The sequence below is a fragment of the Dactylosporangium sp. NPDC051484 genome (assembly GCF_040689395.1).
GTDB lineage: Bacteria > Actinomycetota > Actinomycetes > Mycobacteriales > Micromonosporaceae > Dactylosporangium.
The window spans coordinates 1-22,384 of sequence record NZ_JBFAZX010000048.1; the positions used below are offsets into that span (position 1 = coordinate 1).

Annotated in this window: 22 protein-coding genes; 12 read left to right on the top strand and 10 right to left on the bottom strand. The window is 71.2% G+C overall.

What is annotated here, in order from left to right; genetic code table 11:
* The first annotated feature begins 12 nt into the window (after nucleotides 1-12).
* On the top strand, nucleotides 13-129 hold the full coding sequence (locus tag AB0367_RS36615; RefSeq protein ID WP_366231134.1) for a VOC family protein: 117 nt from the start codon (nucleotides 13-15) through the stop codon (nucleotides 127-129).
* 19 nt (nucleotides 130-148) lie between these two features.
* On the opposite strand, the gene AB0367_RS36620 is transcribed toward AB0367_RS36615, so the two are convergent.
* Nucleotides 149-1,030, bottom strand: coding sequence for a LysR family transcriptional regulator (locus AB0367_RS36620; protein ID WP_366231108.1), 882 nt, complete (start codon nucleotides 1,028-1,030; stop codon nucleotides 149-151).
* Nucleotides 1,031-1,099: 69 nt separating this feature from the next.
* Between AB0367_RS36620 and AB0367_RS36625 the strand changes: the two genes are divergently transcribed.
* Together AB0367_RS36625 and AB0367_RS36630 are read left to right on the top strand one after the other, a co-directional pair.
* Nucleotides 1,100-2,074, top strand: a complete 975-nt coding sequence (locus tag AB0367_RS36625; RefSeq protein ID WP_366231109.1) for an EamA family transporter — start codon at nucleotides 1,100-1,102, stop codon at nucleotides 2,072-2,074.
* Between the two features lie 63 nt (nucleotides 2,075-2,137).
* Entirely contained in the window at nucleotides 2,138-2,533 is a 396-nt protein-coding gene (locus tag AB0367_RS36630; protein ID WP_366231110.1) for a hypothetical protein, read from the top strand.
* A 171-nt stretch (nucleotides 2,534-2,704) separates the two neighbouring features.
* On the opposite strand, the gene AB0367_RS36635 is transcribed toward AB0367_RS36630, so the two are convergent.
* From AB0367_RS36635 to AB0367_RS36650, 4 genes are all read right to left on the bottom strand, one after another.
* The gene (locus tag AB0367_RS36635) at nucleotides 2,705-4,009 is read right to left on the bottom strand and encodes a hypothetical protein (protein ID WP_366231111.1); all 1,305 of its coding nucleotides are present in this window, start codon (nucleotides 4,007-4,009) and stop codon (nucleotides 2,705-2,707) included.
* A 948-nt stretch (nucleotides 4,010-4,957) separates the two neighbouring features.
* On the bottom strand, nucleotides 4,958-5,785 hold the full coding sequence (locus AB0367_RS36640) for a slipin family protein (protein ID WP_366231112.1): 828 nt from the start codon (nucleotides 5,783-5,785) through the stop codon (nucleotides 4,958-4,960).
* A 2-nt stretch (nucleotides 5,786-5,787) separates the two neighbouring features.
* Nucleotides 5,788-6,654, bottom strand: coding sequence for an acyltransferase family protein (locus AB0367_RS36645; RefSeq protein ID WP_366231113.1), 867 nt, complete (start codon nucleotides 6,652-6,654; stop codon nucleotides 5,788-5,790).
* A complete protein-coding gene (locus tag AB0367_RS36650) occupies nucleotides 6,651-7,265 on the bottom strand; it encodes an acyltransferase (RefSeq protein WP_366231114.1) in 615 nt (204 codons plus the stop codon). Before AB0367_RS36650 ends, AB0367_RS36645 begins: the two co-directional genes overlap by 4 nt.
* Before the next feature lie 85 nt (nucleotides 7,266-7,350).
* Here AB0367_RS36650 and AB0367_RS36655 point away from each other — a divergent pair, with 85 nt between their 5' ends.
* From AB0367_RS36655 to AB0367_RS36680, 6 genes are read left to right on the top strand one after another with little or no spacing between them, the layout of a single operon-like run.
* Nucleotides 7,351-8,187: a sugar nucleotide-binding protein gene (locus AB0367_RS36655; RefSeq protein ID WP_366231115.1), complete on the top strand. Its 837-nt coding sequence runs from the start codon at nucleotides 7,351-7,353 to the stop codon at nucleotides 8,185-8,187.
* A gap of 46 nt (nucleotides 8,188-8,233) precedes the next feature.
* On the top strand, nucleotides 8,234-9,217 hold the full coding sequence (locus tag AB0367_RS36660) for a methyltransferase domain-containing protein (protein ID WP_366231116.1): 984 nt from the start codon (nucleotides 8,234-8,236) through the stop codon (nucleotides 9,215-9,217).
* Between the two features lie 9 nt (nucleotides 9,218-9,226).
* The gene (locus tag AB0367_RS36665) at nucleotides 9,227-10,312 is read left to right on the top strand and encodes a CaiB/BaiF CoA-transferase family protein (protein WP_366231117.1); all 1,086 of its coding nucleotides are present in this window, start codon (nucleotides 9,227-9,229) and stop codon (nucleotides 10,310-10,312) included.
* 35 nt (nucleotides 10,313-10,347) lie between these two features.
* The gene (locus AB0367_RS36670; protein ID WP_366231118.1) at nucleotides 10,348-11,169 is read left to right on the top strand and encodes a class I SAM-dependent methyltransferase; all 822 of its coding nucleotides are present in this window, start codon (nucleotides 10,348-10,350) and stop codon (nucleotides 11,167-11,169) included.
* A gap of 14 nt (nucleotides 11,170-11,183) precedes the next feature.
* Nucleotides 11,184-12,395, top strand: coding sequence for an acetyl-CoA C-acetyltransferase (locus AB0367_RS36675; RefSeq protein ID WP_366231119.1), 1,212 nt, complete (start codon nucleotides 11,184-11,186; stop codon nucleotides 12,393-12,395).
* 14 nt (nucleotides 12,396-12,409) lie between these two features.
* Nucleotides 12,410-14,512, top strand: a complete 2,103-nt coding sequence (locus AB0367_RS36680; protein ID WP_366231120.1) for a 3-hydroxyacyl-CoA dehydrogenase NAD-binding domain-containing protein — start codon at nucleotides 12,410-12,412, stop codon at nucleotides 14,510-14,512.
* Between the two features lie 14 nt (nucleotides 14,513-14,526).
* Here AB0367_RS36680 and AB0367_RS36685 read toward each other — a convergent pair whose 3' ends face one another.
* The 4 genes from AB0367_RS36685 to AB0367_RS36700 form a co-directional block, all read right to left on the bottom strand.
* Nucleotides 14,527-15,087 carry a TetR family transcriptional regulator gene (locus tag AB0367_RS36685; RefSeq protein ID WP_366231121.1) on the bottom strand — a complete coding sequence of 187 codons (561 nt, stop codon included), beginning with the start codon at nucleotides 15,085-15,087 and terminating at the stop codon, nucleotides 14,527-14,529.
* Between the two features lie 58 nt (nucleotides 15,088-15,145).
* Entirely contained in the window at nucleotides 15,146-15,466 is a 321-nt protein-coding gene (locus AB0367_RS36690; RefSeq protein ID WP_366231122.1) for a multidrug efflux SMR transporter, read from the bottom strand.
* Between the two features lie 69 nt (nucleotides 15,467-15,535).
* The gene (locus AB0367_RS36695) at nucleotides 15,536-17,134 is read right to left on the bottom strand and encodes a hypothetical protein (RefSeq protein ID WP_366231123.1); all 1,599 of its coding nucleotides are present in this window, start codon (nucleotides 17,132-17,134) and stop codon (nucleotides 15,536-15,538) included.
* 31 nt (nucleotides 17,135-17,165) lie between these two features.
* Nucleotides 17,166-18,806: an MFS transporter gene (locus AB0367_RS36700; RefSeq protein ID WP_366231124.1), complete on the bottom strand. Its 1,641-nt coding sequence runs from the start codon at nucleotides 18,804-18,806 to the stop codon at nucleotides 17,166-17,168.
* Nucleotides 18,807-18,863: 57 nt separating this feature from the next.
* Here AB0367_RS36700 and AB0367_RS36705 point away from each other — a divergent pair, with 57 nt between their 5' ends.
* On the top strand, nucleotides 18,864-19,367 hold the full coding sequence (locus tag AB0367_RS36705; protein WP_366231125.1) for a DinB family protein: 504 nt from the start codon (nucleotides 18,864-18,866) through the stop codon (nucleotides 19,365-19,367).
* Nucleotides 19,368-19,394: 27 nt separating this feature from the next.
* On the opposite strand, the gene AB0367_RS36710 is transcribed toward AB0367_RS36705, so the two are convergent.
* Nucleotides 19,395-19,859 (bottom strand): MarR family winged helix-turn-helix transcriptional regulator, encoded by a 465-nt coding sequence (locus AB0367_RS36710; protein ID WP_366231126.1) that lies wholly within the window; start codon nucleotides 19,857-19,859, stop codon nucleotides 19,395-19,397.
* Nucleotides 19,860-20,019: 160 nt separating this feature from the next.
* Here AB0367_RS36710 and AB0367_RS36715 point away from each other — a divergent pair, with 160 nt between their 5' ends.
* On the top strand, nucleotides 20,020-21,039 hold the full coding sequence (locus AB0367_RS36715; RefSeq protein WP_366231127.1) for a LacI family DNA-binding transcriptional regulator: 1,020 nt from the start codon (nucleotides 20,020-20,022) through the stop codon (nucleotides 21,037-21,039).
* Between the two features lie 29 nt (nucleotides 21,040-21,068).
* The gene (locus tag AB0367_RS36720; protein ID WP_366231128.1) at nucleotides 21,069-22,313 is read left to right on the top strand and encodes an MFS transporter; all 1,245 of its coding nucleotides are present in this window, start codon (nucleotides 21,069-21,071) and stop codon (nucleotides 22,311-22,313) included.
* The last annotated feature ends 71 nt before the right edge of the window (nucleotides 22,314-22,384 follow it).

The following is a 22,384-nucleotide window of genomic DNA, read 5'->3' on the forward strand; positions in this document are numbered from 1 at the left end:
CAAGCGGCGGAGGTGGCCCGGCTGCGGACCCTCGGCGCGACGCTCACCGACGTCGGCCAGGACGACGTCCCATGGGTCGTCCTCGCCGACCCCGAGGGCAACGAGTTCTGCGTCCTGGGCCGTCCGTAGCTTTCAGCCCGAAACAACGCTAGGCAATGGTGGTCTTTTCGTGCGGTGGTGTGATGAGCCGCCGGGTGAGGGCGATGAGATCTGATACGGCGGGGTGGCTTGGTGGTTGCTTCCAGGCGAGGTAGACGGTGACAGCCGGGGCGTCGATGAGTGGGATGTAGGCCACGGCGGGGTTCGGGTACATGGCTGCGGTGGCAGTGGTGGTTACGCCGACAGCGTGGCCGGTGGTGATGGCAGCAAGCCAGTCGTCGGTGTTGGCGACCTCAATGGTGTCGGCCGGGGTTTCGTCCGGAGACCAGAGGTCGAGGGTCGTGGTGCCGGCGACGGTGTTGACGGCGATCGACTCGGTGCTGAGATCGTGCAAGGTGAGTCGTGGTTTCTGGGTGAGGGTGCTGTCGGCGGCGACAGCGGCGACGCGCGGCTCGATCAGCAGGGCCACGGTGTGCACCTCGGCGGGCAGGTCGACCTCGCCCCGGATGACGGCGACGTCGACGGTGCCGTGGTCGAGCCCGGCGGTTCGATCGTCGACGCGCAGGAGCTGCAGTGGTGTGTGCGGGCGTTCCTGCTTCCAGCGTCGAAGCAGGGGCGTGGTGTGTTCGCCCAGTGCTGACCAGGCGTGGCCGAGGCGTAGTGGCCATGTCCCGGCGCGGGCCGGATCGAGTGCCTCGTCGACGGCCGCGACCGCGGCGGCGGCCCGGGGCTGGAACGCGTGTCCGGCAGCGGTGAGCCGTAGGTGATGGGTGGACCGGTCGATCAGGCGGACACCGAGGTGGGCTTCCAGTTGGCGCAGTGTGCGGGAGAGCGCGGGCTGGGCCACGTGCAGCCGGGCCGCCGCCCGGGTGATGGTGCCTTGGTCGGCGATGGCGAGGAAGGCACGCAGATGCCGCAACTCCACGGTCATAACGGCAGAGCATAACCGCAGCGAGATCAGCATTTCAGTTGCCATGGGGTGACTCCTAGTGTCGACCGCATGGTCAACGTTCTCAGCTCCGCCGACGTCCCGGTGCCCTCGACACGGCACCCCGGCGCAGGTGCCGGAGCGGTAGGGCTGGTGCTGGGAGCCGTGCTGTCCGTGCAGTTCGGCGGCGCGGTCGCGGCGCTGCTGTTTCCCCGGATTGGGGTGGACGGGGTATTGACGATGCGGCTGATGATCGCGGCCCTGGTGCTGCTGGCCGTTTGCCGGCCCCGCGTGCGGGGATATCGGTGCACGGACTGGTTGTTGATCGGCGGATTCGGCGTGGCGCTCGCCGGCATGAACACGCTGTTCTACCACGCGATCGAGCTCATCCCGCTCGGTCCCGCGGTGATGCTGGAGGTGCTGGGGCCGCTTGTGCTGTCCGTGGTGACCGCTCGCTGCGTGGCGAGTTGGCTGTGGGCCGGCCTCGCCGCCGCCGGTGTGGCCTTGCTGAGCAGCGTCGGATTCGACCGGCTCACCCCGGCCGGGATCGGCTTCGCTGTCGCTGCAGGCGCCATGTGGGCCGGATACATCATGGCCAGTGCGCGGGTCGGGCAGCGCTTCCCCAAGGTTGACGGCCTGGCCCTGGCCATGACCGCCGCCGCAGTGATCACTCTTCCCTCGGGGGCTGGCGCGGCGGGAACCGCGCTGTTGAGCCCTTCCATCCTGGCGATGGGCGCTGCCGTGGCGCTGCTCTCCACCGTGCTGCCTTACACCCTGGAATTGCTGGCACTACGCCGCATGCCCACGACGACCTTCGCCGTGCTGATGAGCCTCGGACCCGCCGTCGCTGCGCTCGCCGGCTACGTCGTCCTGCATCAGCAGCTCACCACTGTCGAAGGGCTGGCCATCGCGCTGGTTATCGCCGCCAACATCGGCGCCGTCCGCACCCCGCCCCGGCGTTCGACCACGCCAGAACGGCGAAAGAAGGTAGCAGTCCCGGAAACGACCGTTTCCGGTGTCATTGTCCGCAGTCCTCTGTACGAGTGACCAGGGTCTTTGCGGACGTGTGCAGAGGAGTGCGGGTCAGGTGATCGCCGCGGAGGTTCGGAGGTGGACGATGAGCCCGGTCAGGTCGCCGAGCGTGGGTTGTCGGCGGTCCCGGACGACGTGTGGGGCCTGGCGGTGCACCGCGCTTCGGCGATCGGGCCGTTGGCTGGCGCCGGCGTGGTAGGGCATGCGGCTGCGGAGCTGGGTATGTCGCGGCGGCAGGTATGTCTGACGCTGCGCCGGTGGCGCGCCGGGAGGGCACGTCCTCGCGCCGGCCTGACGCGGAGCCTCCCCTCCTGCGTGCCGGACAGCGTCGCCCGGCTCGGGCATGCCTCCACCCAATGTCTGCCGACTGATCCCGACCGCACGAGCCGGAAGGCGGCGCCGGTGCTTACCGAGGTGTTCGGCCTGCTCGGGCCCAACGGCGCCCGCAAGTCCACGACCCAACGTCACGGCTGACGCGCGACCCGGCTCCGGCGGCCGCCACCCGGCGGGACTTCCGGGTGACGGCCGAGGCCGGCGGGCCCTGTGACCCGCCGAACCGGACAATCACGGCGCCGGTGGGCGCTGCCACATGACCCGGCGATGGCCGCCCCCGGGGGTCCAGGGGGCGGCCATCGGTACTGGGGATCAGCCGCGCAGGCCCGCCATGCCAGCGGCGCTGATCTTGGAGAAACGCAGCGACTGTCCGGGATCCGCGTTGCCGCCAGGGGCGTTGTCCTGCTCGTAGTTCGGGTTGTGCCAGCCCTTGGCGCCGATGCCCCGGAAGAACCCGGAGTAGTTGATGTCGCTACGCGGGTCGCCGAACGGGATCATCGTGTAGCCGTCGCCCACGCCATTGGGCTGCGTGGTCGCGTCACCGTCCTTGGCGTGGAACAGCGCGTACCGCTTCGTCTGCTTCGCGACCTGGGCCGTCGGGTCGAAGATGTCCTCGACGCGGTTGCCGTTCCAGTCGTAGCGCCAGCGGTGCTGGTGCTGCGCCACGTGTGCCCAGTACACGTCCATCTCGATGACGACGAGCTTGGGGTCGGTGACGTCGAGGTAGTGCTGCATGAGCCGCTTGCCGGACTCGCCGCGGACCTGCCTCGGGGTGATCGGCGCGCCGGTGATCCGGTCCTGGGTCACGGTGACCATGGGACCGTCCTGCAGGAAGTGGTACGCCGGCGCGTGATTGTGGGTGTACATCTGGATGCCCCACTGCTTCACGCTGATCTCGTTCAGCGCGTTCCACTTCTCACCCGCGACCGTCCACGGCTCGACGTTGCGGTTGTTGGCGCTCGTCGGGTCGTTGCCCGTGCCCATGAACGGCATGCCGAGGATCGCGGCGAACTCGAGCTCGGTCTGCAACCGGTTGTAATCCTCGGCGGTCATCACGCCGCCGGCGCTGCTCGGGCCGTTCCACGTGTTCGGCACGTACCCGTGGTTACCGATCGCCTCCAGCCCGAAGCTGTCGAGGAACCCGCGCAGGGTCCGGGCGTAGGCCAGGTACGCCGCGCGCGACTCCGCGGTGGTCGTCCCGCCCGGCGCCGGGTTGGGCGCGGCGCCGCCCGGGTTGGCGGCGTGCTGGCCGTAGCCGGCGAACTCGATCTGGTGGAAACCGGCCTTCGCGAGGAATTCGAACAGCTCCAGCCAACCACCCGGCAGCGGCACGAGCGGCCCGAGGTCGGTCGGGTCGTGCGGGAAGTTGGGGCCGCCCAGGTAACCCATCGTCGGGGCCACGCCGAGCGCGGCGCTCGCGGCGATACCGATCCGGGTCGGCACGTCACGCTGGCTGTACGTGATGGTGCCGATCTTGGGGTTGGGGATGAGCCGGCCGTTGGCGGCACTCGCCCCGGTGGGCGAGAAGACGGCGGCCGGGCCGAGCGGGGTGAACGCGGTGGCCGCCGTGAGGCCTGCGCCGGTGATGAACCGGCGACGGCTGAGGTTCTTGGACACTGTCGCTCCTTCGCTGTTGTGCGTGTGGTTCATACCGGGGCGGGGTGCGGCGTTGCTGCGGGGTGACGCACCCCGCCCCGGATAGGTGGTGCCAGGGCGTGCTCACGCCCTGGCCCCCCGAACTCCACCCAGTTGAGGTTGAAGAAGTTGTTCGTTGCGACCAGCAGTGAAGCGATGAGGGCGGGCGGGCCGGCGAACCCCGGCGTGGCGTCGGTCTGGACCGCTGGACATGAAACCTCCTCCGCGGGTGTTGCCGGACGCGCAGGCCGCCGAAAACGCGAGACAGCAGCCGTTTGCGGACACATCCGGCCGGGGAACGGGGGTGGTGTTGGTGCGGCACGCCCGGAGGGAAGGTGTGCAGCAGGATCGATCGCTTGGCGTGGCATCGACGTTGGACCGAGCTGCGCCTCAGTGCTCGCCGGGATCCCACGGAGCGGGGCGAGCACTGACTCGGTCAACGCATAGCCGTCACCGTATACGTCGATTCTTTCGAAAGAAAGAGTTGACTCGCCAGAAGTTATCTGTTGATTGACAAAACTTCGGTACGTAAGAACAAAAGTTCGCCACGGCGAGACGGAAATCGCCGCGGGCGGTCTACGCGTAGTGCGTGAAGGAGCGCAACGAAGGCCGTCGGCGTTACTCGTCAGCGGCTGGCGTCGATGACGGACCATGCACCCGGTGCGACCAGGAATCCCGATCCCGGCCGCACTGGCCGACAGCCCCGGCCTGCGGCGTTGCGGCTATGGGGCGCCCCATGGTCAGACCCTATGCGCCGCGTTGCCGGAGAGCTCCGAGCTGTCGCTGCCTTGTGCGCGACAGGGTGAACAGCACGATCGCCACGCGTCGTGCCGCGCTGCACACAGCCGGGGAATTCGGCTCGGAATGTCCAGGTCCTCATTGTGCATATGGGCTAGCTTTCGCTTGAATCAGCGAAAGCTCTCGAGGTAATCATGCCGCCTGGACGTGTGCGTGCCTCGCGGAAAGCTCTACGTCTGATGGCGCGGTAGCGGGGACCTGTGACTGATGGTCGAGGAAGCGCAGCAGCTCGACCGGGAATGGTAGTACCACCGTGGAGTTCTTCTCGGCGGCCACCTCGACGACCGTCTCCAGCAACCGCAGCTGCAGCGCCGTCGGGGTCTGCCCCATCGCGGCCGCGGCGTCGGCCAGCTTGCGCGACGCCTGCAGCTCACCGTCGGCGGTGATGATCCGCGCGCGCCGCTCGCGCTCGGCCTCCGCCTGGCGCGACATCGACCGCTTCATCGACTCCGGCAGCGACACGTCCTTGATCTCCACCCGGTCGATGTGCACGCCCCACTCGATCGCCGGACTGTCGATCATGACCTCGAGGCCCTGGTTGAGCCGCTCACGGTTGGTCAGCAGCTCGTCGAGATCACTCTTGCCGATGATCGACCGCAGCGACGTCTGCGCCACCTGGAGCACGGCGAACATGTAGTCCTGCACGTTGACGACGGCCCGGACCGGGTCGACGACCCGGAAGTACACCACCGCGTCCACCGTGACCGTGACGTTGTCCCGCGTGATCCCGTCCTGCGCAGGCACCGGCAACGTGACGATCTGCAGGCTCACCCTCTGCATCCGGTCGATCGCCGGCATGATCATGCACAGCCCCGGCCCACGGGTGGCCTCCCGCAGCCGCCCCAGCCGGAAGACCAGACCGCGCTCATACTGCCGGACGATCCGGGCACTCGCCGAGAACCCGACGACCGCCAAGACGACCAAAAAGATCAACAACACCATGACAATCACGCCGTCCATGTTCACCACCAGCGTATCCCCGCCCGCCGCACACCGCTTGTCACGCGGGGCGGCGCGATGCCGGGAGCGGAACGTGAGGAGCCGGCCGGGCTGCCTCCCAGTGGCGTTGCGGGCGGGGCTGCCGACGGGGAAAGGCGCGACAACGAGAGCGGCGACGAGGGCAGACCGGGACGGCGTTCGAAACGGTGGAACAACAGCCAGCAGATCACCAGCGACACCGCGAACACCGGCAGCCACAGCAGCCTCGCGGCCAGCCAGGACGCGGCCTGCGGGACGGTGTGCAGGCCCGGCCGGACCGGCGGCGCCAGCAGGGTCACGGCGATCAGGGACGTCTGGTGCCACAAGAAGATCGTCATTGCGGAGAGGTTGACGATCGCTACCGCGAGCCACAGTTTTGGGCGCTGCATGGCGCGACGCAGGACCGGCATCAGCAGTAGCGCAGCCCCGCATTGGGCGATACCGAACGTGACCGCGGCCAGGGTGGGTGGGTTGAGGTTGGACACGCCCTGCCCGGGGACGCCGACCATGGACACCGGGTAGCCGAACCAGCGCGTCAGTACCACCGTTGCCGCAGCGCCCAGGATCAGCATCAACCAGGCGTCGGCCCGGGACCGGAACCGGCCCCTCGTCCAGGCCGCGCCCAGGCAGAACGGCACCAGCCAGCCGGCGGCCAGGTTCACCCAGCCCACCCAGGCCGACCCGGCCAGTCCGGCCAGCCCGGGGCGGTCCAGCCCGAAGTGGTCCAGATCGAGACGGGCCACCGCGCCCAGCCCGAATTCGTCCAGGCCAAGAGGGGTCGGCGCGCCCAGGCCGAGGCTGGACAGGCCGGGGCGGGCCGAGAGGAAGCCCGCCACTTCGGAGCTGTTCAAGCCGGGGAAGGTCGAGGGAAGCGCGCCACCCCGAAACGCTCCGGGCCGAAGCGAATGAGGTCGACTGCGGCCACAACGGCCAGTGGCCAGGCGGGGTGCAGGCGGCGGACCAGCGGAGTCGCTGCGGTCAAAACCGCGAACACGAGCAGGAACCACAGCGGCGAGGCGACCAGCTTCAGCACAGTTCGTGAGGTGAGTATCGACAGCCAGTCGCTGACCGCATCACCAGCGCCGGTGGGCCGATCGACGGCGGAGCGCGTGGGAGCGACTACGGCATGCCAGGCGGTCGCCACGGCGACCAGTGCGGTCCACACGGTCAGTAGCACCATCACCGGGCGGAAGAGGCGGTCGAGGCGGGCGCGCAGCCACCGGCCGTAGTGGTCGATGGACGAGCGGGCGGCGACGAGCCCGCCGACGAAGAAGAACAACGCCAGCGTCTGGAACAGCCACGACGCCGGGGCCAGCCACGGTACCGCGCGCAGCGGGCTCACCACCCGGATCGTGCTGCCGCCGTCCACGACCAGGGCGGTCACCAGCCAGTGGCCGAGCACCACGCCGACGATCGCGATGGCACGCAGGGCGTCGATGGCACGGTCACGGTCGGTCGTCATGGCGCGGACCGTACGGGTGGGACGTCGAGGGCCACGTCACGCCGCGGAGCGATCTCCGGATAGCCCTACGGTATTACTGATACTCATGACGCGAATCCTGATCATCGGGGCGACCGGATCGCTGGGCAGCCGGGTCGCGGCGCGAGCAGTCGGCGCCGGGCACACCGTCTTCGGCACGCACGTCAATCCACGCGATGACGATGGGTCCGACGACCAGGCGATCTCCTGGGCTCGGCTCGACATACGCGATCGGCATGCGGTGCGTCACGCGGTGGAACTGGTCCGGCCCGACGCCGTTGTGCACGCGGCCGCCGGACGCGACCGCAACGACTGGACGATCAATGCCGACGGGGCGGCCAACGTGGCGCTGGCCTGTGCCGACCGGGTGCGGCTCGTGACCGTCTCCAGCGATGCGATCTTCTCCGGGCGGGCCGGGCGTGAGTACACGGAAAGTGACGAGCCGGATCCGGTGTATCGGTACGGGGCGGCAAAGGCGGCGGCGGAGACCGCCGTGCGAGCCATCGCGCCCGGGGCGGCGATCGTGCGCACCTCGCTGATCCTCGCCGAAGGGAAGGGCGGGCACGAACAGCTCACCTACGACCTGATCGCGGGGCGGCTCGACGGGGCGCTGTTCACCGACGAGATCCGCAAGCCGGTCCACGTCGACGACCTCGCCGACGCCCTGCTCGAGATCGCGGCGGGGGACTTCCACGGGGTGATCAACGTCGCCGGCTCGGACGCGGTGAGCCGGTACGAACTCGGGGTGCTCGTCGCGAAGCGGGACGGCCTCGACCCGGCGCGGCTACGGACCGCTAATAGCTCGGGGCGGCCGGGTGACGTCCGGCTCGACACGCGGATGGCCGGGGAGCTGTTGCGCACCCGGCTGCGGGGCGCTCACGAGTTCATGGCGGCCCCGCTGTAGGCGGGCCGGGGAGCAACGGGAGCATCTGCCGTTAGCGTGATCAGACGTGAACGGTGCGCAGCTGCTGCTGATCATCTTCGGGGGCGTCGCGGTGGCGGCGCTCGCGCATCGGCGGGGCGTGCGGCCAGGGCTCGCCGCGGTCGTCCTGGCCGCGGCGGGGTCGTTCATTCCCGGGGTACCGCGAGCCGCCGGGAACCGCCTGGCACGGCGGCCGAACACGCTAAATCCGTGGACAGCGCACCGGGACACTGACACGGTCGCGGGCATGGACGTGCTGCGCATACACGAGATCGCCGAGGCCGGGCACCGGATCCTCAACCCGTTCACCGAGGACAAGCTCATGCTGCTCGGCGAGGTGTGCAGGCTGCGGCCCGGGCAGCGGCAGCTCGACATCGCCAGCGGCAAGGGCGAGATGCTGTGCCGGTGGGCCGACGCGTTCGGCATCGAGGGCCACGGCGTGGACATCAGCGAAGTGTTCGTGCCGGCCGCCCGCGCCCGCGCCGCCGAACTCGGCGTGGCCGGCCGGGTCACGTTCACCCTGGGCGAGGGCGCGCAGGTGCTGACCGAAATGGCCGTCCAGGCCGATCATCCGCAGTACGACGTGGTGTCCTGCATCGGCGCCACCTGGATCGGCGGCGGGCTGGCGGGCACCGTCGCGCTCATGCGCCGGGTCGTACGCCCCGGCGGCCTGCTGCTCATCGGCGAGCCGTACTGGGCCGACGACACTCCTGACCAGGCGTACACCGGACTCGGGCTCCCGAAGGAGGACTTCACGACCCTGGTGGGCACGCTCGACCGGATCGAGGCGGCCGGGCTGGAACTCGTCGAGATGGTCCTCGCCGACCCCGACAGCTGGGACCGGTACACCGCGTCGCAGTGGTGGACCGTGTCGGACTGGCTGCGCGAGAACGCCGCCTCGCCCGACGCGCCCGCGATGCGTGAGTACCTGGAGACCTGCCGGCGCACGCACCTGCGGTACCAGCGCAGATATCTCGGCTGGGGGGTCTTCGTCTGCCGGACCGAGCGGTAGCTTGCTCGCATGAGGGATGGACCGCTGCGGGACCTGCGCGTGGTGGAGCTGGCCGGGATCGGCCCCGGCCCGTTCGCCGCGATGATGCTGGCCGACCTCGGCGCCGACGTGGTGCGCGTCGACCGGCCCGGGACCGGTTCGCCGCTCGGCCCGCCGCCCGCCGGCGACCTGGTCAACCGAGGCAAACGCTCCGTAGCGGTGGACCTCAAGCAGCCCGCCGGCGTCGAGACGGTGCTGGCCCTCACCGAGCGTGCGCACGTGCTCATCGAGGGCTTCCGGCCCGGCGTGGCCGAGCGCCTCGGCGTCGGCCCCGAGCCGGTCCTGGCCCGCAACCCGGCACTGGTGTACGGGCGGATGACCGGCTGGGGTCAGGATGGCCCCCTCGCCGCGTCCGCCGGCCACGACATCACCTACCTGGCCCGCACCGGCACCCTGCACGCGCTCGGCCGGGCCGGCGGGCCGCCGCAGGTCCCGGTCAACCTGCTCGGCGACTACGGCGGCGGCGCGCTGTATCTGGTCGTCGGCATCCTCGCCGCGCTGCGCGGCGGACGCGGCCAGGTCGTCGACGCCGCGATCGTCGACGGCGCCGCGCACCTCGGGCTGATCCTGCACAGCCTTCTGGGCGCCGGGCTGTGGCGCGACGAGCGCGGCGTCAACCTGCTCGACACCGGCGCCCCGTTCTACGACGTGTACGAGACCGCCGACGGCCGCCACGTCGCCGTCGGCGCCCTGGAGCCGCGGTTCTACGCCGAGCTCGTCGCCCGTCTCGGCCTCACCGGCCTGCCCGAGCAGTACGACGTGGCGCGGTGGCCGGTGCTGCGTGAGCGCTTCGCCGCCGCGTTCCGGGAGAAGACCCGGGACGAGTGGGCGGCGCTGTTCGACGGCACGGACGCCTGCGTCGCCCCGGTCCTCTCCCTGACCGAGGCACGGTCCGACCCCCATCTCACCGCCCGCGGCACGTTCCTGACCCTGCGTGGTGTACCGCAACCCGCGCCCGCCCCGCGCTTGTCGCACCCGGTCCCGGCGCCTGCGGGCCCGCCCCCGCTGCCCGGGCAGCACACCGCCGAGGTCCTCAGGGAGTGGGGCATCGGGTGACGGGGCCTCCTCCCGGGTGTACGTAGCGTGGCGGTATGAGTACACCACTGAAGGAGCAGCATCGCGCCGTCTGGGCCTGCGGGGACTACGCCGCGGTCGCCGCCGACATCATCCCCGAGCTGGGCACCTTACTGGTCGAGGCCTGCCGGGTCACCGCCGGTCAGCGGGTCCTCGACGTCGCGGCCGGCACCGGCAACGCCGCCATCCCCGCCGCGCTCACCGGCGCCGACGTCACGGCGAGTGACCTCACGCCGGAACTGCTGGCAACCGGGCAGCGGCTCGCCGAGGCCCGCGACGCCAGCCTGGCCTGGGTCGAGGCCGACGCCGAGGACCTGCCGTTCGCCGACGCCGAGTTCGACACCGTGCTGTCCTGCGTCGGCGTGATGTTCGCACCGTCGCACCGCACCGCCGCCGACGAGCTCGTCCGAGTGTGCCGGCCCGGCGGGACGATCGGGCTGCTCAGCTGGACCCCGGCCGGGTTCGTCGGGCAGCTGTTCGCGGCGATGCGACCGTTCAACGCCCCGCCGCCGCCCGGGGCGCAGTCGCCGCCGCTGTGGGGCGACGAGGCGCACGTGCGCGAGCTGCTCGGCGACCGGGTCGCCGGCGTCGAGGCCCGCACCGGGTCCGTGCGCGTCAAGCGGTTCGCGGCGCCGGATGGCTTCCGGCAGTACTTCAGGGCGAACTACGGCCCCACGCTCGCCGTCTACCAGGCGCTGGCCGGCGACCCGGAGCGCACCGCCGCGCTCGATCTGGCCCTCGACGAGCTGGCCGGCCGTTTCCGGGCCGCCGACGGTTCCATGGCGTGGGAGTATCTGCTGCTGACCGCCGAGCGGGCTGGTGCCGCGACCGGGGCGTAGTTACTCTTCAGTAGGTGAGCACTGAGGCCTTCGTTTTCGACGCCATCCGCACACCTCGCGGCCGGGGCAAGCACAACGGGTCGCTGCACGGCATCAAACCCATCTCGCTGGTCGTCGGGCTGATCGACGAGCTGCGCCGGCGCAACCCCGGCCTCGATCCCGCCCGGATCGACGACGTGGTGCTCGGCGTGGTCTCACCGGTCGGCGACCAGGGTTCCGACATCGCCAGGATCGCCGCCATCGCGGCCGGCCTGGGCGAGACCGCCGCCGGCGTACAGCTGAACCGGTTCTGCGCCTCCGGCCTGGAGGCGGTGAACATCGCCGCACAGAAGATCCGGGCCGGCTGGGAGGACGTCGTCCTCGCCGGCGGCGTCGAGTCCATGTCCCGCGTCGCGATGGGCTCCGACGGCGGCGCCTGGGCGATGGACCCCGAGACCAACCTGACCACGAGCTTCGTGCCGCAGGGCATCGGCGCCGACCTCATCGCGACCATGGACGGCTACAGCCGCGAGGACGTCGACGCCTACGCCCTGGAGTCGCAGACCCGGGCCGCCAAGGCGTGGGCCGGCGGGTACTTCGCCGGCTCCGTCGTGCCGGTCCGCGACCGCAACGGGCTCGTCGTGCTCGACCGCGACGAGCACATCCGCGCCTCGACGATGGAGGGCCTCGGCACGCTGCCCGCCTCGTTCGCCGCCATCGGCGAGCTGGGCGGCTTCGACGCGGTGGCGCTGCAGCGGTACCACTGGGTGGAGCGCATCGACCACGTGCACACCGCCGGCAACTCCTCCGGCATCGTCGACGGCGCCTCACTCGTCCTCGTCGGCAGCGAGGCGGCCGGCAACGCCTTCGGCCTCACCCCGCGCGCCCGGATCGTCTCGGCCGCCGTCAGCGGCGCCGACCCGCTCATCATGCTCACCGGCCCTGCCCCGGCCAGCCGCAAGGCCCTCGACAAGGCCGGGCTGACCGTCGAGGACATCGCGCTGGTCGAGATGAACGAGGCCTTCGCCGCGGTCGTGCTGCACTTCGCCCGCGACATGGGATTCGACCTGGAGCAGGTCAACGTCAACGGCGGTGCCATCGCCATGGGCCACCCGCTCGGCGCCACCGGTGGCATGCTGCTCGGCACGCTCGTCGACGAGCTGGAGCGCCGCGGCGAGCGGTACGGGCTGGCCACCATGTGCGTGGGCGGCGGCATGGGCATCGCGACGATCGTCGAGCGACTGTGAACCGGGGGAGCAACGTGGACATCATCCGCTACGAGCGCGGTGAGGACGGCGTCGTGCTGCTCACCATGGACGACCCGGCCCGCTCCGCCAACACCATGAACGCCGCGTTCACCGAGGCACTCGCCGCCACGGTCGACCGGCTGCACGCCGAGCAGGCGGACATCACCGGCGTCATCCTCACCTCCGCCAAGAAGACGTTCTTCGCCGGCGGCGACCTCGACCTGCTCGGCAGCATCGGCCCCGGCGAGGCCGCCGACGTCATGCGCTCCACGACGTTCGTGAAGGACCTGCTGCGCCGGTTGGAGACCCTCGGCCGTCCCGTCGTCGCCGCGATCAACGGCTCCGCGCTCGGCGGCGGGCTCGAGCTCGCTCTGGCCTGCCACCAGCGCATCGTCGCCGACGACACCCGCATCGAGATCGGCTTCCCCGAGGTCACCCTGGGGCTGCTGCCCGGCGCCGGCGGCGTCGTGCGCACCGTGCGGATGCTCGGCATCACCGAGGCGCTCATGCAGGTCCTGCTCAAGGGCCAGCGGCACCGCCCCGCGAAGGCGCTGCAGGCCGGGCTCGTCCACTCGGTCGTGCCGGCCGCAGAGCTCATCTCCCGGGCGCGCGACTGGATCGCCGCGAATCCCGGCGCGGTGCAGCCGTGGGACGTCCCCGGGTACAAGATCCCCGGTGGCACCCCGAGCACCCCGGCGTTCGCCGCGAACCTGCCCGCCTTCCCCGCGACGCTGCGCAAGGAGCTCAAGGGCGCTCCGTATCCGGCGCCCCGCAACATCCTGTGCGCCGCCGTCGAGGGCGCCCAGGTCGACCTGGCCACCGCGTTCACCATCGAGGGCAGGTACTTCGTCGAGCTCGCCACGGGCCAGATCGCCAAGAACATGATCAAGGCGTTCTTCTTCGACCTCCAGGCCGCCAACGCCCGCGGCTCCGCCTCGGTCACGTTCAACAAGGTCGCCGTCCTCGGCGCCGGCATGATGGGCGCCGCCATCGCGTACGTCTGCGCCAAGGCCGGCCTCGACGTCGTGCTCAAGGACGTCACGCTCGAGGCCGCGCGGCGCGGCAAGGCCTACGCCGAGTCGCGCAGGCACGACCAGGCGCTGCTAGACCGGATCACGCCCACCGCCGATGTCGCCGACCTGGCCGGCGCCGACCTCGTCATCGAGGCCGTATTCGAGGACCCGGGCCTCAAGCACAAGGTGTTCGCCGAGATCGAGGACGTGGTCGCACCGGGCGCGCTGCTGTGCACCAACACGTCCACCCTGCCGATCACGCTGCTCGCCGAGGGGGTACGCCGCCGCGACGGGTTCGTGGGCCTGCACTTCTTCTCGCCCGTGGACAAGATGCCCCTGGTCGAGGTGATCCGCGGCGCCGAGACCTCGGACGAGGCACTCGACAAGGCCCTGGCCGTGGTACGCCTGCTGAAGAAGACCCCGATCGTGGTCAACGACAGCCGAGGGTTCTTCACCAGCCGGGTCATCGGCACGTTCACGCTGGAGGCGTTGCGCATGCTCGCCGAGGGCGTGGCCGCCGCGTCGATCGAGCAGGCCAGCCTGCAGGCCGGCTATCCCGCGCCGGTGCTGCAACTCCTCGACGAGCTCACCCTCACCCTGCCCCAGAAGATCCGGACCGCGACCGCGGCGGCGATCGTCGCCGCCGGCGGCACCTGGACCCCCAGCCCCGCCGACGCCCTGATCGACCGCATGGTCGACGAGTTCGCCCGCCCCGGCCGCTCGGGCGGCGCCGGCTTCTACGACTACACCGACGGCAAGCGCACCGCCCTGTGGCCCGGCCTGCGTGAACACTTCCAGCGCCCGGACGCCGGCGTACCGTTCGCGGACATGCAGGAGCGGATGCTCTTCGCCGAGGCCATCGAGTCCGTGAAATGCCTGGACGAGGGCGTCCTGACCACCGTCGCCGACGCGAACGTGGGCTCGATCCTGGGCATCGGCTTCCCGGGCTGGACGGGCGGAGTCCTGCAGTACATCAACCAGTACGACGGCGGCCTGCCCGGCTTCATCGCCCGTGCCCGCGAACTCGCCGACCGGTACGGCGACCGCTTCACCCCGCCGCCGCTCCTGCTGGCCAAGTCCGACCGCGGCGAAACCTTCGGGTAAGCCCCCACTCTTCGTTACGGGGCGGTTCTCCTCGGGGAATCGCCCCGTTGTGCTGTTGCCGCGTGCGGCGCGTCCGCTGTGAGGCAGCGGATCGCCGCCGCGAGTCCGGCCTGATCGATCGGCTCGCCGGTGACGACGGCCTGGAGCATCACCCCGTCGATGAGCGCGCTGACCGCCCGAGCCCCGGCATCCCCGACGGCTGGCGCAAGCAGCTCATGCACGCCGTCGAGCCAGGCCCCGGCCAGTGGCCGCAGCGCCGGCGCCCGCGCCGCGGCGAGGTACAGCTCGTACTCGAGCAGCGCCTTGGGCTGATCCGCGACGTACTGCGCGACAAGCCGGCTCAGCACCCCCGCCACGTCTTCCCGCGCACCGGTACCGCTGTACATGGCCTCACGCCAGGCGTCGAGCTCGCAGACGGTCGAGTCGCTCACCAACGCCAGGCCCGCCGCGATCAGATCTCCCAGGGTCGGAAAGTAATACGTGGTGGCGCCCAGCGGCACCCCCGCCCGCGCCGCGACCATCCGGTGCGTGGTCCGTCCGACGCCGACCTCGGCCACCACCTCGACGACCGCCATGGCAAGTGCCCGCTTACGCCTCTGCGGATCCCGCCGTGCGTTCATCGCGCCGCGCCGGTCAATGAGCACCGCCCACGTTCAGCACCACGACACCCGCGATCACGAGGCCCACGCCGGTCACCTTGAGCAGGCTCAGCGGCTCGCCGAGGAAAATGGCCCCGATCGCGACGATCGCGGCGGTGCCGAGCCCCGACCACATCGCGTACGCGACCCCGACCGGCAAGACCTTCACCGACAGCGACATAAAAAGGAATGCCAGCGCGTACGCGACCAGCACTCCGGCTGTGGGCCAGAACTTCGTGAAGCCCGCGGTCGCCTTGAGCAGGCTGGTCCCGACCACCTCGACCGCGATCGCCAGGACCAGGTACACGTACGCCACCAGAACCTCCCCAGATCGCTCAACTTGTACGATCGTACAAGTTTGTCTCGGGGTGCGCAGGCGCCGCGATCAGGACTCGGTCGGCGCCGTCTCGTCTTCCGACGAGGATGAACCCGAAGGCGTGGCTGAGGCCGGAGGCTTCGGCGACGAGGCCCTGGCCTTCTTCGAACCCTTCACGGAGGCTGTGCTCCCAGCCTTCTTGGCGGAAGGCCCGCCGCGCCCGGGCTGCGTCGCGGCTCCGTTCGACGAGGACGAACCGGAGCCTGCGGCCGCGCTCGGAGGTGTCGGCGGCGAGGTCCTGGCCTTCTTCGAACCCTTCGCGGGAGGCGTGCTCCCGGCCTTCTCGGCGGAAGGCCCGCCGGTCACGGTCTGTGGCGCGGCCTCGTCCGGCGAGGACGTATCTGCTGCCGATGCCGATGCCATGGCTGCGGCCACGGCCATGGCGGGCAGCGGAGTCGCGGGCGGGGGCGGGGGCGCGGCGTCGTCGATGGGCTCCGGCTCGCTGGCGGCGAGCAGGGCACGACGGCGGCGGCGGGATCGGATCACCGCGACCACGCCGATGACGATCATCAGCACGCCGATCAGGCCGATGCCGGTCACGATTCTCGTGATGTCGCGCAGGGACAGGCTGTCCCGGAACGAGCGGTGCGCCGCCGGGGCCTGGGTCTGAACGGCCGGGGCCGCCGTGGACGTGGCCGGGGGCTGATACGGGGTGTACCGCAGAATCGAGCTCGTCTTCGGCTGGTCCGACGCGGTCAGGTAATACGCGCCGTCGCGCGTGAAGGCGATCGCCTCGCCCTGAGGCTCGTTCGGCAGGGGCGTGATCCGCGGGGTACCGGTCGTGATCGCAGCGACGACATCACCGTCGGTCACGTCGAACTCGTACGCGTCGGACATCGTGCGCACGACCGCGCGCTTGCCGTCGGGGCTCATCGCGGCGCCGGTGACGACCGCGGTGCCGACGATGCCGTACGGGTTGGACGTGCCCGTCGACTGGGGCTTGAACGATCCGGCGCGGGTCAGCGGCACCGGATTGGCGTTGTTGGCCGGCAGCGGCTGCGTCAGCGTGTACACCTCGCCGATGGGGTCCTTGGTGATGATGATCGGGCGGCCGGCGCCGTCGATGAGCAGGGCCTCGGCGTCGCGGGCGCGACCGTCCGGGTATGCCAGGCGGTGGATGACCGGGGTGTTCGCGCCGGGCGCCAGGCTCCACAGCGCGATCGACGAGCGCCGGTTGCCGGAGCCGCCGGTCAGGGTGGTGTTGTCCCCGACGTCGGCGACCCACAGCGTCCCGTCCTTGGCGAGGGCCAGGTCCTCCGGGTCGAAGGCGCTGCTGGGGTACCCCACGCTGCGGATCAGCCGGCACTGGTCGTCGAGAAAGAAGATCTTCTGCCGGGATCGATCGGGGTTGCTGTCGTTGATCACGGCGTAACCGTCCGCCGTCGCGACCAGGCCGGACACCTCGGTCACCTGCGGGTCAGTGATCGTGCACACCGTGGTACCGCTGACGGCGGGTCCGAGGTTCGGATTCGTGGCGCCCGAAGCACTCGGCGACGGACTGGGTGCCTTCGCTTCCGCCGGCGACCCGAACGTCACGACCGCCACCGACAACACCATCAACGCCGACCCCACGGACGCCCCGAACGCGCCCCCGACCCGCTGCAGCATGCGCGACAGTCTGGCAGACGCGTCTGAGAATTCAGCCGGAGGCCGCCTCGGTGCCAACGCCCGGTGCCGCGTCCCCGCCGGACGGGCAGGTGACCAGGCCAGCGCCGAACGTGGCAGCACCCGCTTCGCCGACGTCAATGGCGTCAGTGGATATGCGGCGCGGCTCGGGCGCGGCGCCACGGGCAGAAGACCGGGCGAGCAGGCCACCTGGCGTAGCCGCGTCCGCACCACCGGTCGCCGCGCGCGGATCGGTCGCCGGCTCCCGCTGCTGTGCCGCGGGCGCCGGCTCCTGCCGTACACCCGCGCGGGCGCGACGCAGCACGAACACCGCGCCGGCGATGGACAGTGCCAGCAGGGCGGCGCCGATGGTGAAGGCCAGGCGATACCCGTCGGTGAGCGCGACCGCCTCGACCGCGCCGGCGTTGAGGCGATCGGTGGTGCGTGCGGCGGCGACGGTGGACAGCGCGGCGACGCCGATCGCCATGCCGAGCTGCTGGGTGGTGTTGAACAGGCCCGATGCGAGGCCCGCGTCGTCGGGGCGGGCGCCGGACATGCCCAGGCCAGTGATCGCGGGCAGGACCAGGCCGGCGCCGGCGACGAGCAGCATTACCGGGAGTAGATCGGTGGCGTACCGGGCGTCGGCCGGCAGCCGGGTGAGCCAGCCGAGCGCGCCGGTCAGCGGTACGAGGCCGGCGATGAGCACGGTGCGTTCGCCGAAGCGGTGGATGAGGCGGGCGGACGCGCCGAGCGACACCGTGGCGATGGCGAGCGCGGCGGGCAGCATGGCCAGGCCGGTCCGCAATGCGGTGTAGTGCAGGACGCGCTGCATGTACATGGCTATGAGGATCTGGAACGAGAACATCGCGCCGATCATGAGGATCTGCAGGGCGTTGGCGCCGCAGACTTGGCGGGAGTGCAGCACACGCAGCGGTATGAGGGGCGTCTTCGCGGTGGCCTGCCGCAGCACGAACCCGCCCAGCAGTGCGGCGGCTACACCGAAGGTGATCGGCCGGCTACCGCTGGTCTGTACGACCGCGGAGATGCCGGTCATGAGGCCTGCGGTGACCAGGAGCGCACCGAGCGCGTCGGCACCAGCGCGCAGGCCCAGGCCACGATCGGCGGGCAGGTACGGCACCGCGAGGGCCAGTGCGGCGACGCCGATCGGCACGTTGATCAGGAAGATCCAGTGCCAGCTCAGCGCGTCGGTGAGTACGCCACCGAGGACCTGGCCGAGGGAGGCGCCCGCCGCACCGGTGAACGAGAACACGCCGATCGCGCGGGCCCGTTCGCGCTGATCGGGGAAGAGTGCGACGAGGATGCCGAGGCTGACGGCGCTGAACATCGCGCCGCCGACGCCTTGCAGGAAGCGGGCCGCGATGAGCGTCGCGGGGCCGGTGGCCAGGCCGGCGAGCACGGATGCGGCGACGAAGACACCGGTGCCGGCGAGCAGGACGCGCTTGCGGCCCAGCAGGTCGCCGAGCCGGCCGGCGAGCAGCAGCAGGCTGCCGAACGCGATCAGGTACGCATTGATCACCCATGTCAGTCCCTCTGGCGTGAGGCCGAGGTCGTGCTGCATGGAGGGCATCGCGACGGTGACAATGCTCCCGTCGAGAACGACCATGAGCATGCCGGTGGCGAGGACGGCGAGGGCGAACCAGCGGTTCTGTCTCATAGATTAGACCGTAACAGATCGTCTGTTACGAACCTATCTTCGAGAGGATGGAGCGCTATGACGTTTCCGGAGCCGACCGTGCCCGCCGCCGGGCGGGCCGAGGTCTTCCTGCGCTACCTCGACTACTTCCGCGAGACGCTGCTGCAACGGGTCGCGTCGCTGCCGGCGGACGCGCTCGGCCGCAGCTCGCTGCCGTCCGGATGGACCCCGCTCGAGCTGCTCAACCACCTTCGGCACGTCGAGCGGCGCTGGCTGGAGTGGGGCTTCGAAGGCCGAGACGTGCCCGAGCCGTGGGGCGATCGGCGTGACGAGCGCTGGTACATCGCGCCGGGCGAGACCCTCGGCACGCTCAGCGAGCAGCTGCGGCGGCAGGGCGAGACCACCCGCGCCATCATCACGGGTAGCGATCTCGACACGATCGGTGCGCCCGGGCCGCGGTGGGACGGCGCCGACCCGCCGCCGCTGGAGCGGGTCCTGTTCCATCTGCTGCAGGAGTACGCCAGGCACGCCGGCCACATCGACATCGTCGCCGAGCTGGCGGGCGGCACGCAGGGGGAGTGACGCGGACCGGATTCCGCTCGAACCCCGTTACTGCCTGGCGCGGCGGACGCCCTGCGCCTCGACCGGGCTGGCCAGGTGCCCCTGCGCCAGCCTGGTCAGCGCGCGCAGGAGCACTCCCCGCTCGTCCTCCGGCAGCGCGTCGAGGACCGCGGCGTGCACCGAATCGGCGATCTCCTGACTGCGTGCGGCCATCTCGGCACCCTTCGGGGTGACGGCGATGATCCGCGCCCGGCGATCGGCGCTCGACGGGCGGCGCTGTGCGTATCCGGCCTTCTCCAACGCGTCGACGGTCACCACCATCGTGGTCTTGTCCATGCCGCCGATCTCCGCTAGCTGGATCTGGGTGCGCTCCTCGCCGAGTGCGTGCGCGAGCACGCAGTGCATCCTCGGCGTCAGCCCGATCTCGGCCAACGCCGCGGTCATCCGGGTGCGCAGCACGTGACTGGTGTGATCCAGCAGGAACGACAGGTCCGGCATGAGCGTGGCGGCCATGTCACCAGCATAGATACCCGCGGCCGGCGCCTCTTCCGGTCAACGAACGAAGACGCTGCCGACAGCGACCCCCGGGGTTCTGCTGAGAGCGCTCTCGACCGTACCGTGCAGGGTGCCGTGGCAGCTTCCGCGCGGCGTGGCGGGAAGAACGAGTGCCGGAATGAGCAGATCCAAGCCAACCATCGAGGACGTCGCGCGAGCGGCTGGGGTGTCCCGCGCGACCGTTTCCCGGGTGATCAACAACGTGCCCGGCGCGTCCGGGCAGTTGCGTGCGCGGGTGCGTCAGGCAGTGGTCGAGCTGGGCTACACGCCCAACCAGACCGCGCGGGCCTTGGCGTCCGGCCGCCAGCGGGCCGTGGACGTCGTCGCCGTCACGTACAGCCCGGCAACCGGGTGGCTGGGTGCGCATCCGTACTACAGCCGCGTCCTGGCGGGCATCATGTCGGTACTGGAGGGCGCGGACGTGCAACTGCGGGTACACGCGGTGGGCGAGGCGGGCGCGGCCGAGGCGATCGACGCGATCGCGGCGAACGCCACGGTGGGCGCCGTGCTGACCAACATTCCTCCGGCGCTTGCCGCGCGGTTCCATCGGCAGTGCCGCCGGGCGGTTTCGGTGACGGCGACGGCGGCCTCGGTACCGGCGATGGAGGTGGACAACGCCGGCGGCGCGTACGCGGCGGTCGAGCAGTTGTACCGGTTGGGTCGCCGCCGGATCGCCGCGATCCACGGGCCCGACGCCAGCACCTGCGCGCTCGACCGCCGCACCGGCTACGCGCGTGCCGTGCGGCAGCTGGGCTTGGCGGACCTCGGCGCCGACGGCGGGGACTTCGTGCGTGAGAACGGGTACGTCACGGCACGCCGGCTGCTCGAGCGCCATCCCGACGTCGATGCGATGTTCGTGGCATGCGATCTGATGGCCGCCGGTGCGATCCAGGCGATCACCGCCGGCGGCCGGCGCGTACCGCAGGACATCAGCGTCATGGGGTTCGACGACAGCCTGGCCGCGGTGTGCTCGAATCCGCCGTTGAGCACGGTGCGCGTACCCGTGGAGGAGATGACGGCCGCCGCGACGCGGCTGCTGCTGGACGGCGAGGTTCCGGCGGGCCACCGGCAGCAGTTCCCGGTCGAGCTGGTGCTGCGGGAGAGCACTGGCCAGCCCGCTGTCCCGTCCTTCCCCTGAGAGCGCTCTCGCCCCTACCGTGCGTGGCCATGGCCGACCCGCTCCGCGCCGCCGCCCGGGCCACCTACGTCGTGTTCGCCGCCTGCGGATTCCTGCTCGCGAGCTGGGTCGCGCGGATCCCGCAACTGCGGGATCACCTCCAGCTGCAGCCCGCGCAGCTCGGCTGGGTGCTGCTCGGCGCCGCGGGCGGCTCGCTGGTGTCCCGGCCGCTGTCCGGTCCGATCCTCGCCCGCATCGGCCAGCGCAGAACGGTGAGCGCGGCCGGAGCCCTGGCCGGCGGCGGTCTCGTCGTCACCGGGCTCGGTGACCTCGGTGACACGGCCGGGCTGGTGCTCCTCGTCGCTGGACTGCTGGTGATCGGCTTCACCGCGTCGGTGTGGGACGTCGCGATGAACGTCCAGGGCGCCGAGGTCGAACGCCGGGTCGGCCGTTCGATCATGCCGCGGTTCCACGCCGCGTTCGCGGGCGGCACCGTCGTCAGCGCGGCGCTGGCCACGGCACTGATCGCGCTGCACGTCCCGGTCGCCGCCCATCTGGCGGGTGTCGCCCTGCTCGTGCTGGTCGCCGTGCCGGTGGCCGCCCGCGACTACCTGCCCGAGCCGGGCGACGAGCACGCCGGCCCGGCCGCCACGGGACGCCCGAGCGCGCTGCGGGCGTGGCGGGAACCTCGGACCATCCTCATCGGGCTGTTCGTGCTCGCCTTCGCGTTCGGCGAGGGCGCCGCCGGCGACTGGATCGGCGTCGCGCTCATCGACGGTCATGGCGCCGCCGCCGCGGTCGCCAGCCTCGGATACGCCGTCTACCTGGCCGCGATGACCGCGGTGCGCTGGTTCGGCGCCGGCCTGCTCGACCGCTACGGGCGGGTCGCCGTCCTGCGTGCCCTGGGGATCGTCACGATCGCCGGCCTGCTGCTGTTCGTCTTCGGCCCGAGTTTGATCGCCGCCCTCACCGGTGCGCTGCTGTGGGGCATCGGTACGGCCTTCGGCTATCCGGTCGCCATGAGCGCCGGCGCGGACGACCCCCGGCATGCCGCCGCCCGCGTCACCGTCGTTTCCACCGTCGGCAAGCTGGCCTCCTTCGCCGGGCCGCCGCTGATCGGGATGGTCGGCGACCGTGTCACCGTCCTGCGCGCCCTGCTCGTCGTCGCCGCGCTCCAGGGTGTCGCCGTGCTGATCGCCGGCGCCACCCGGCCATTGCGACCGGCGGAGCCGGCGCGAGAGTCGCAGGGAGCGGAGGCCGGAACAGGGCCTGAGGCGGGTTCTCCGCGACCGTGAGCCGCGCGGTGGCCTCATCGATTCGCACAGGGGTCCGCCACCGGCTATCGTAGAGCGTTCAGGCAACAAAA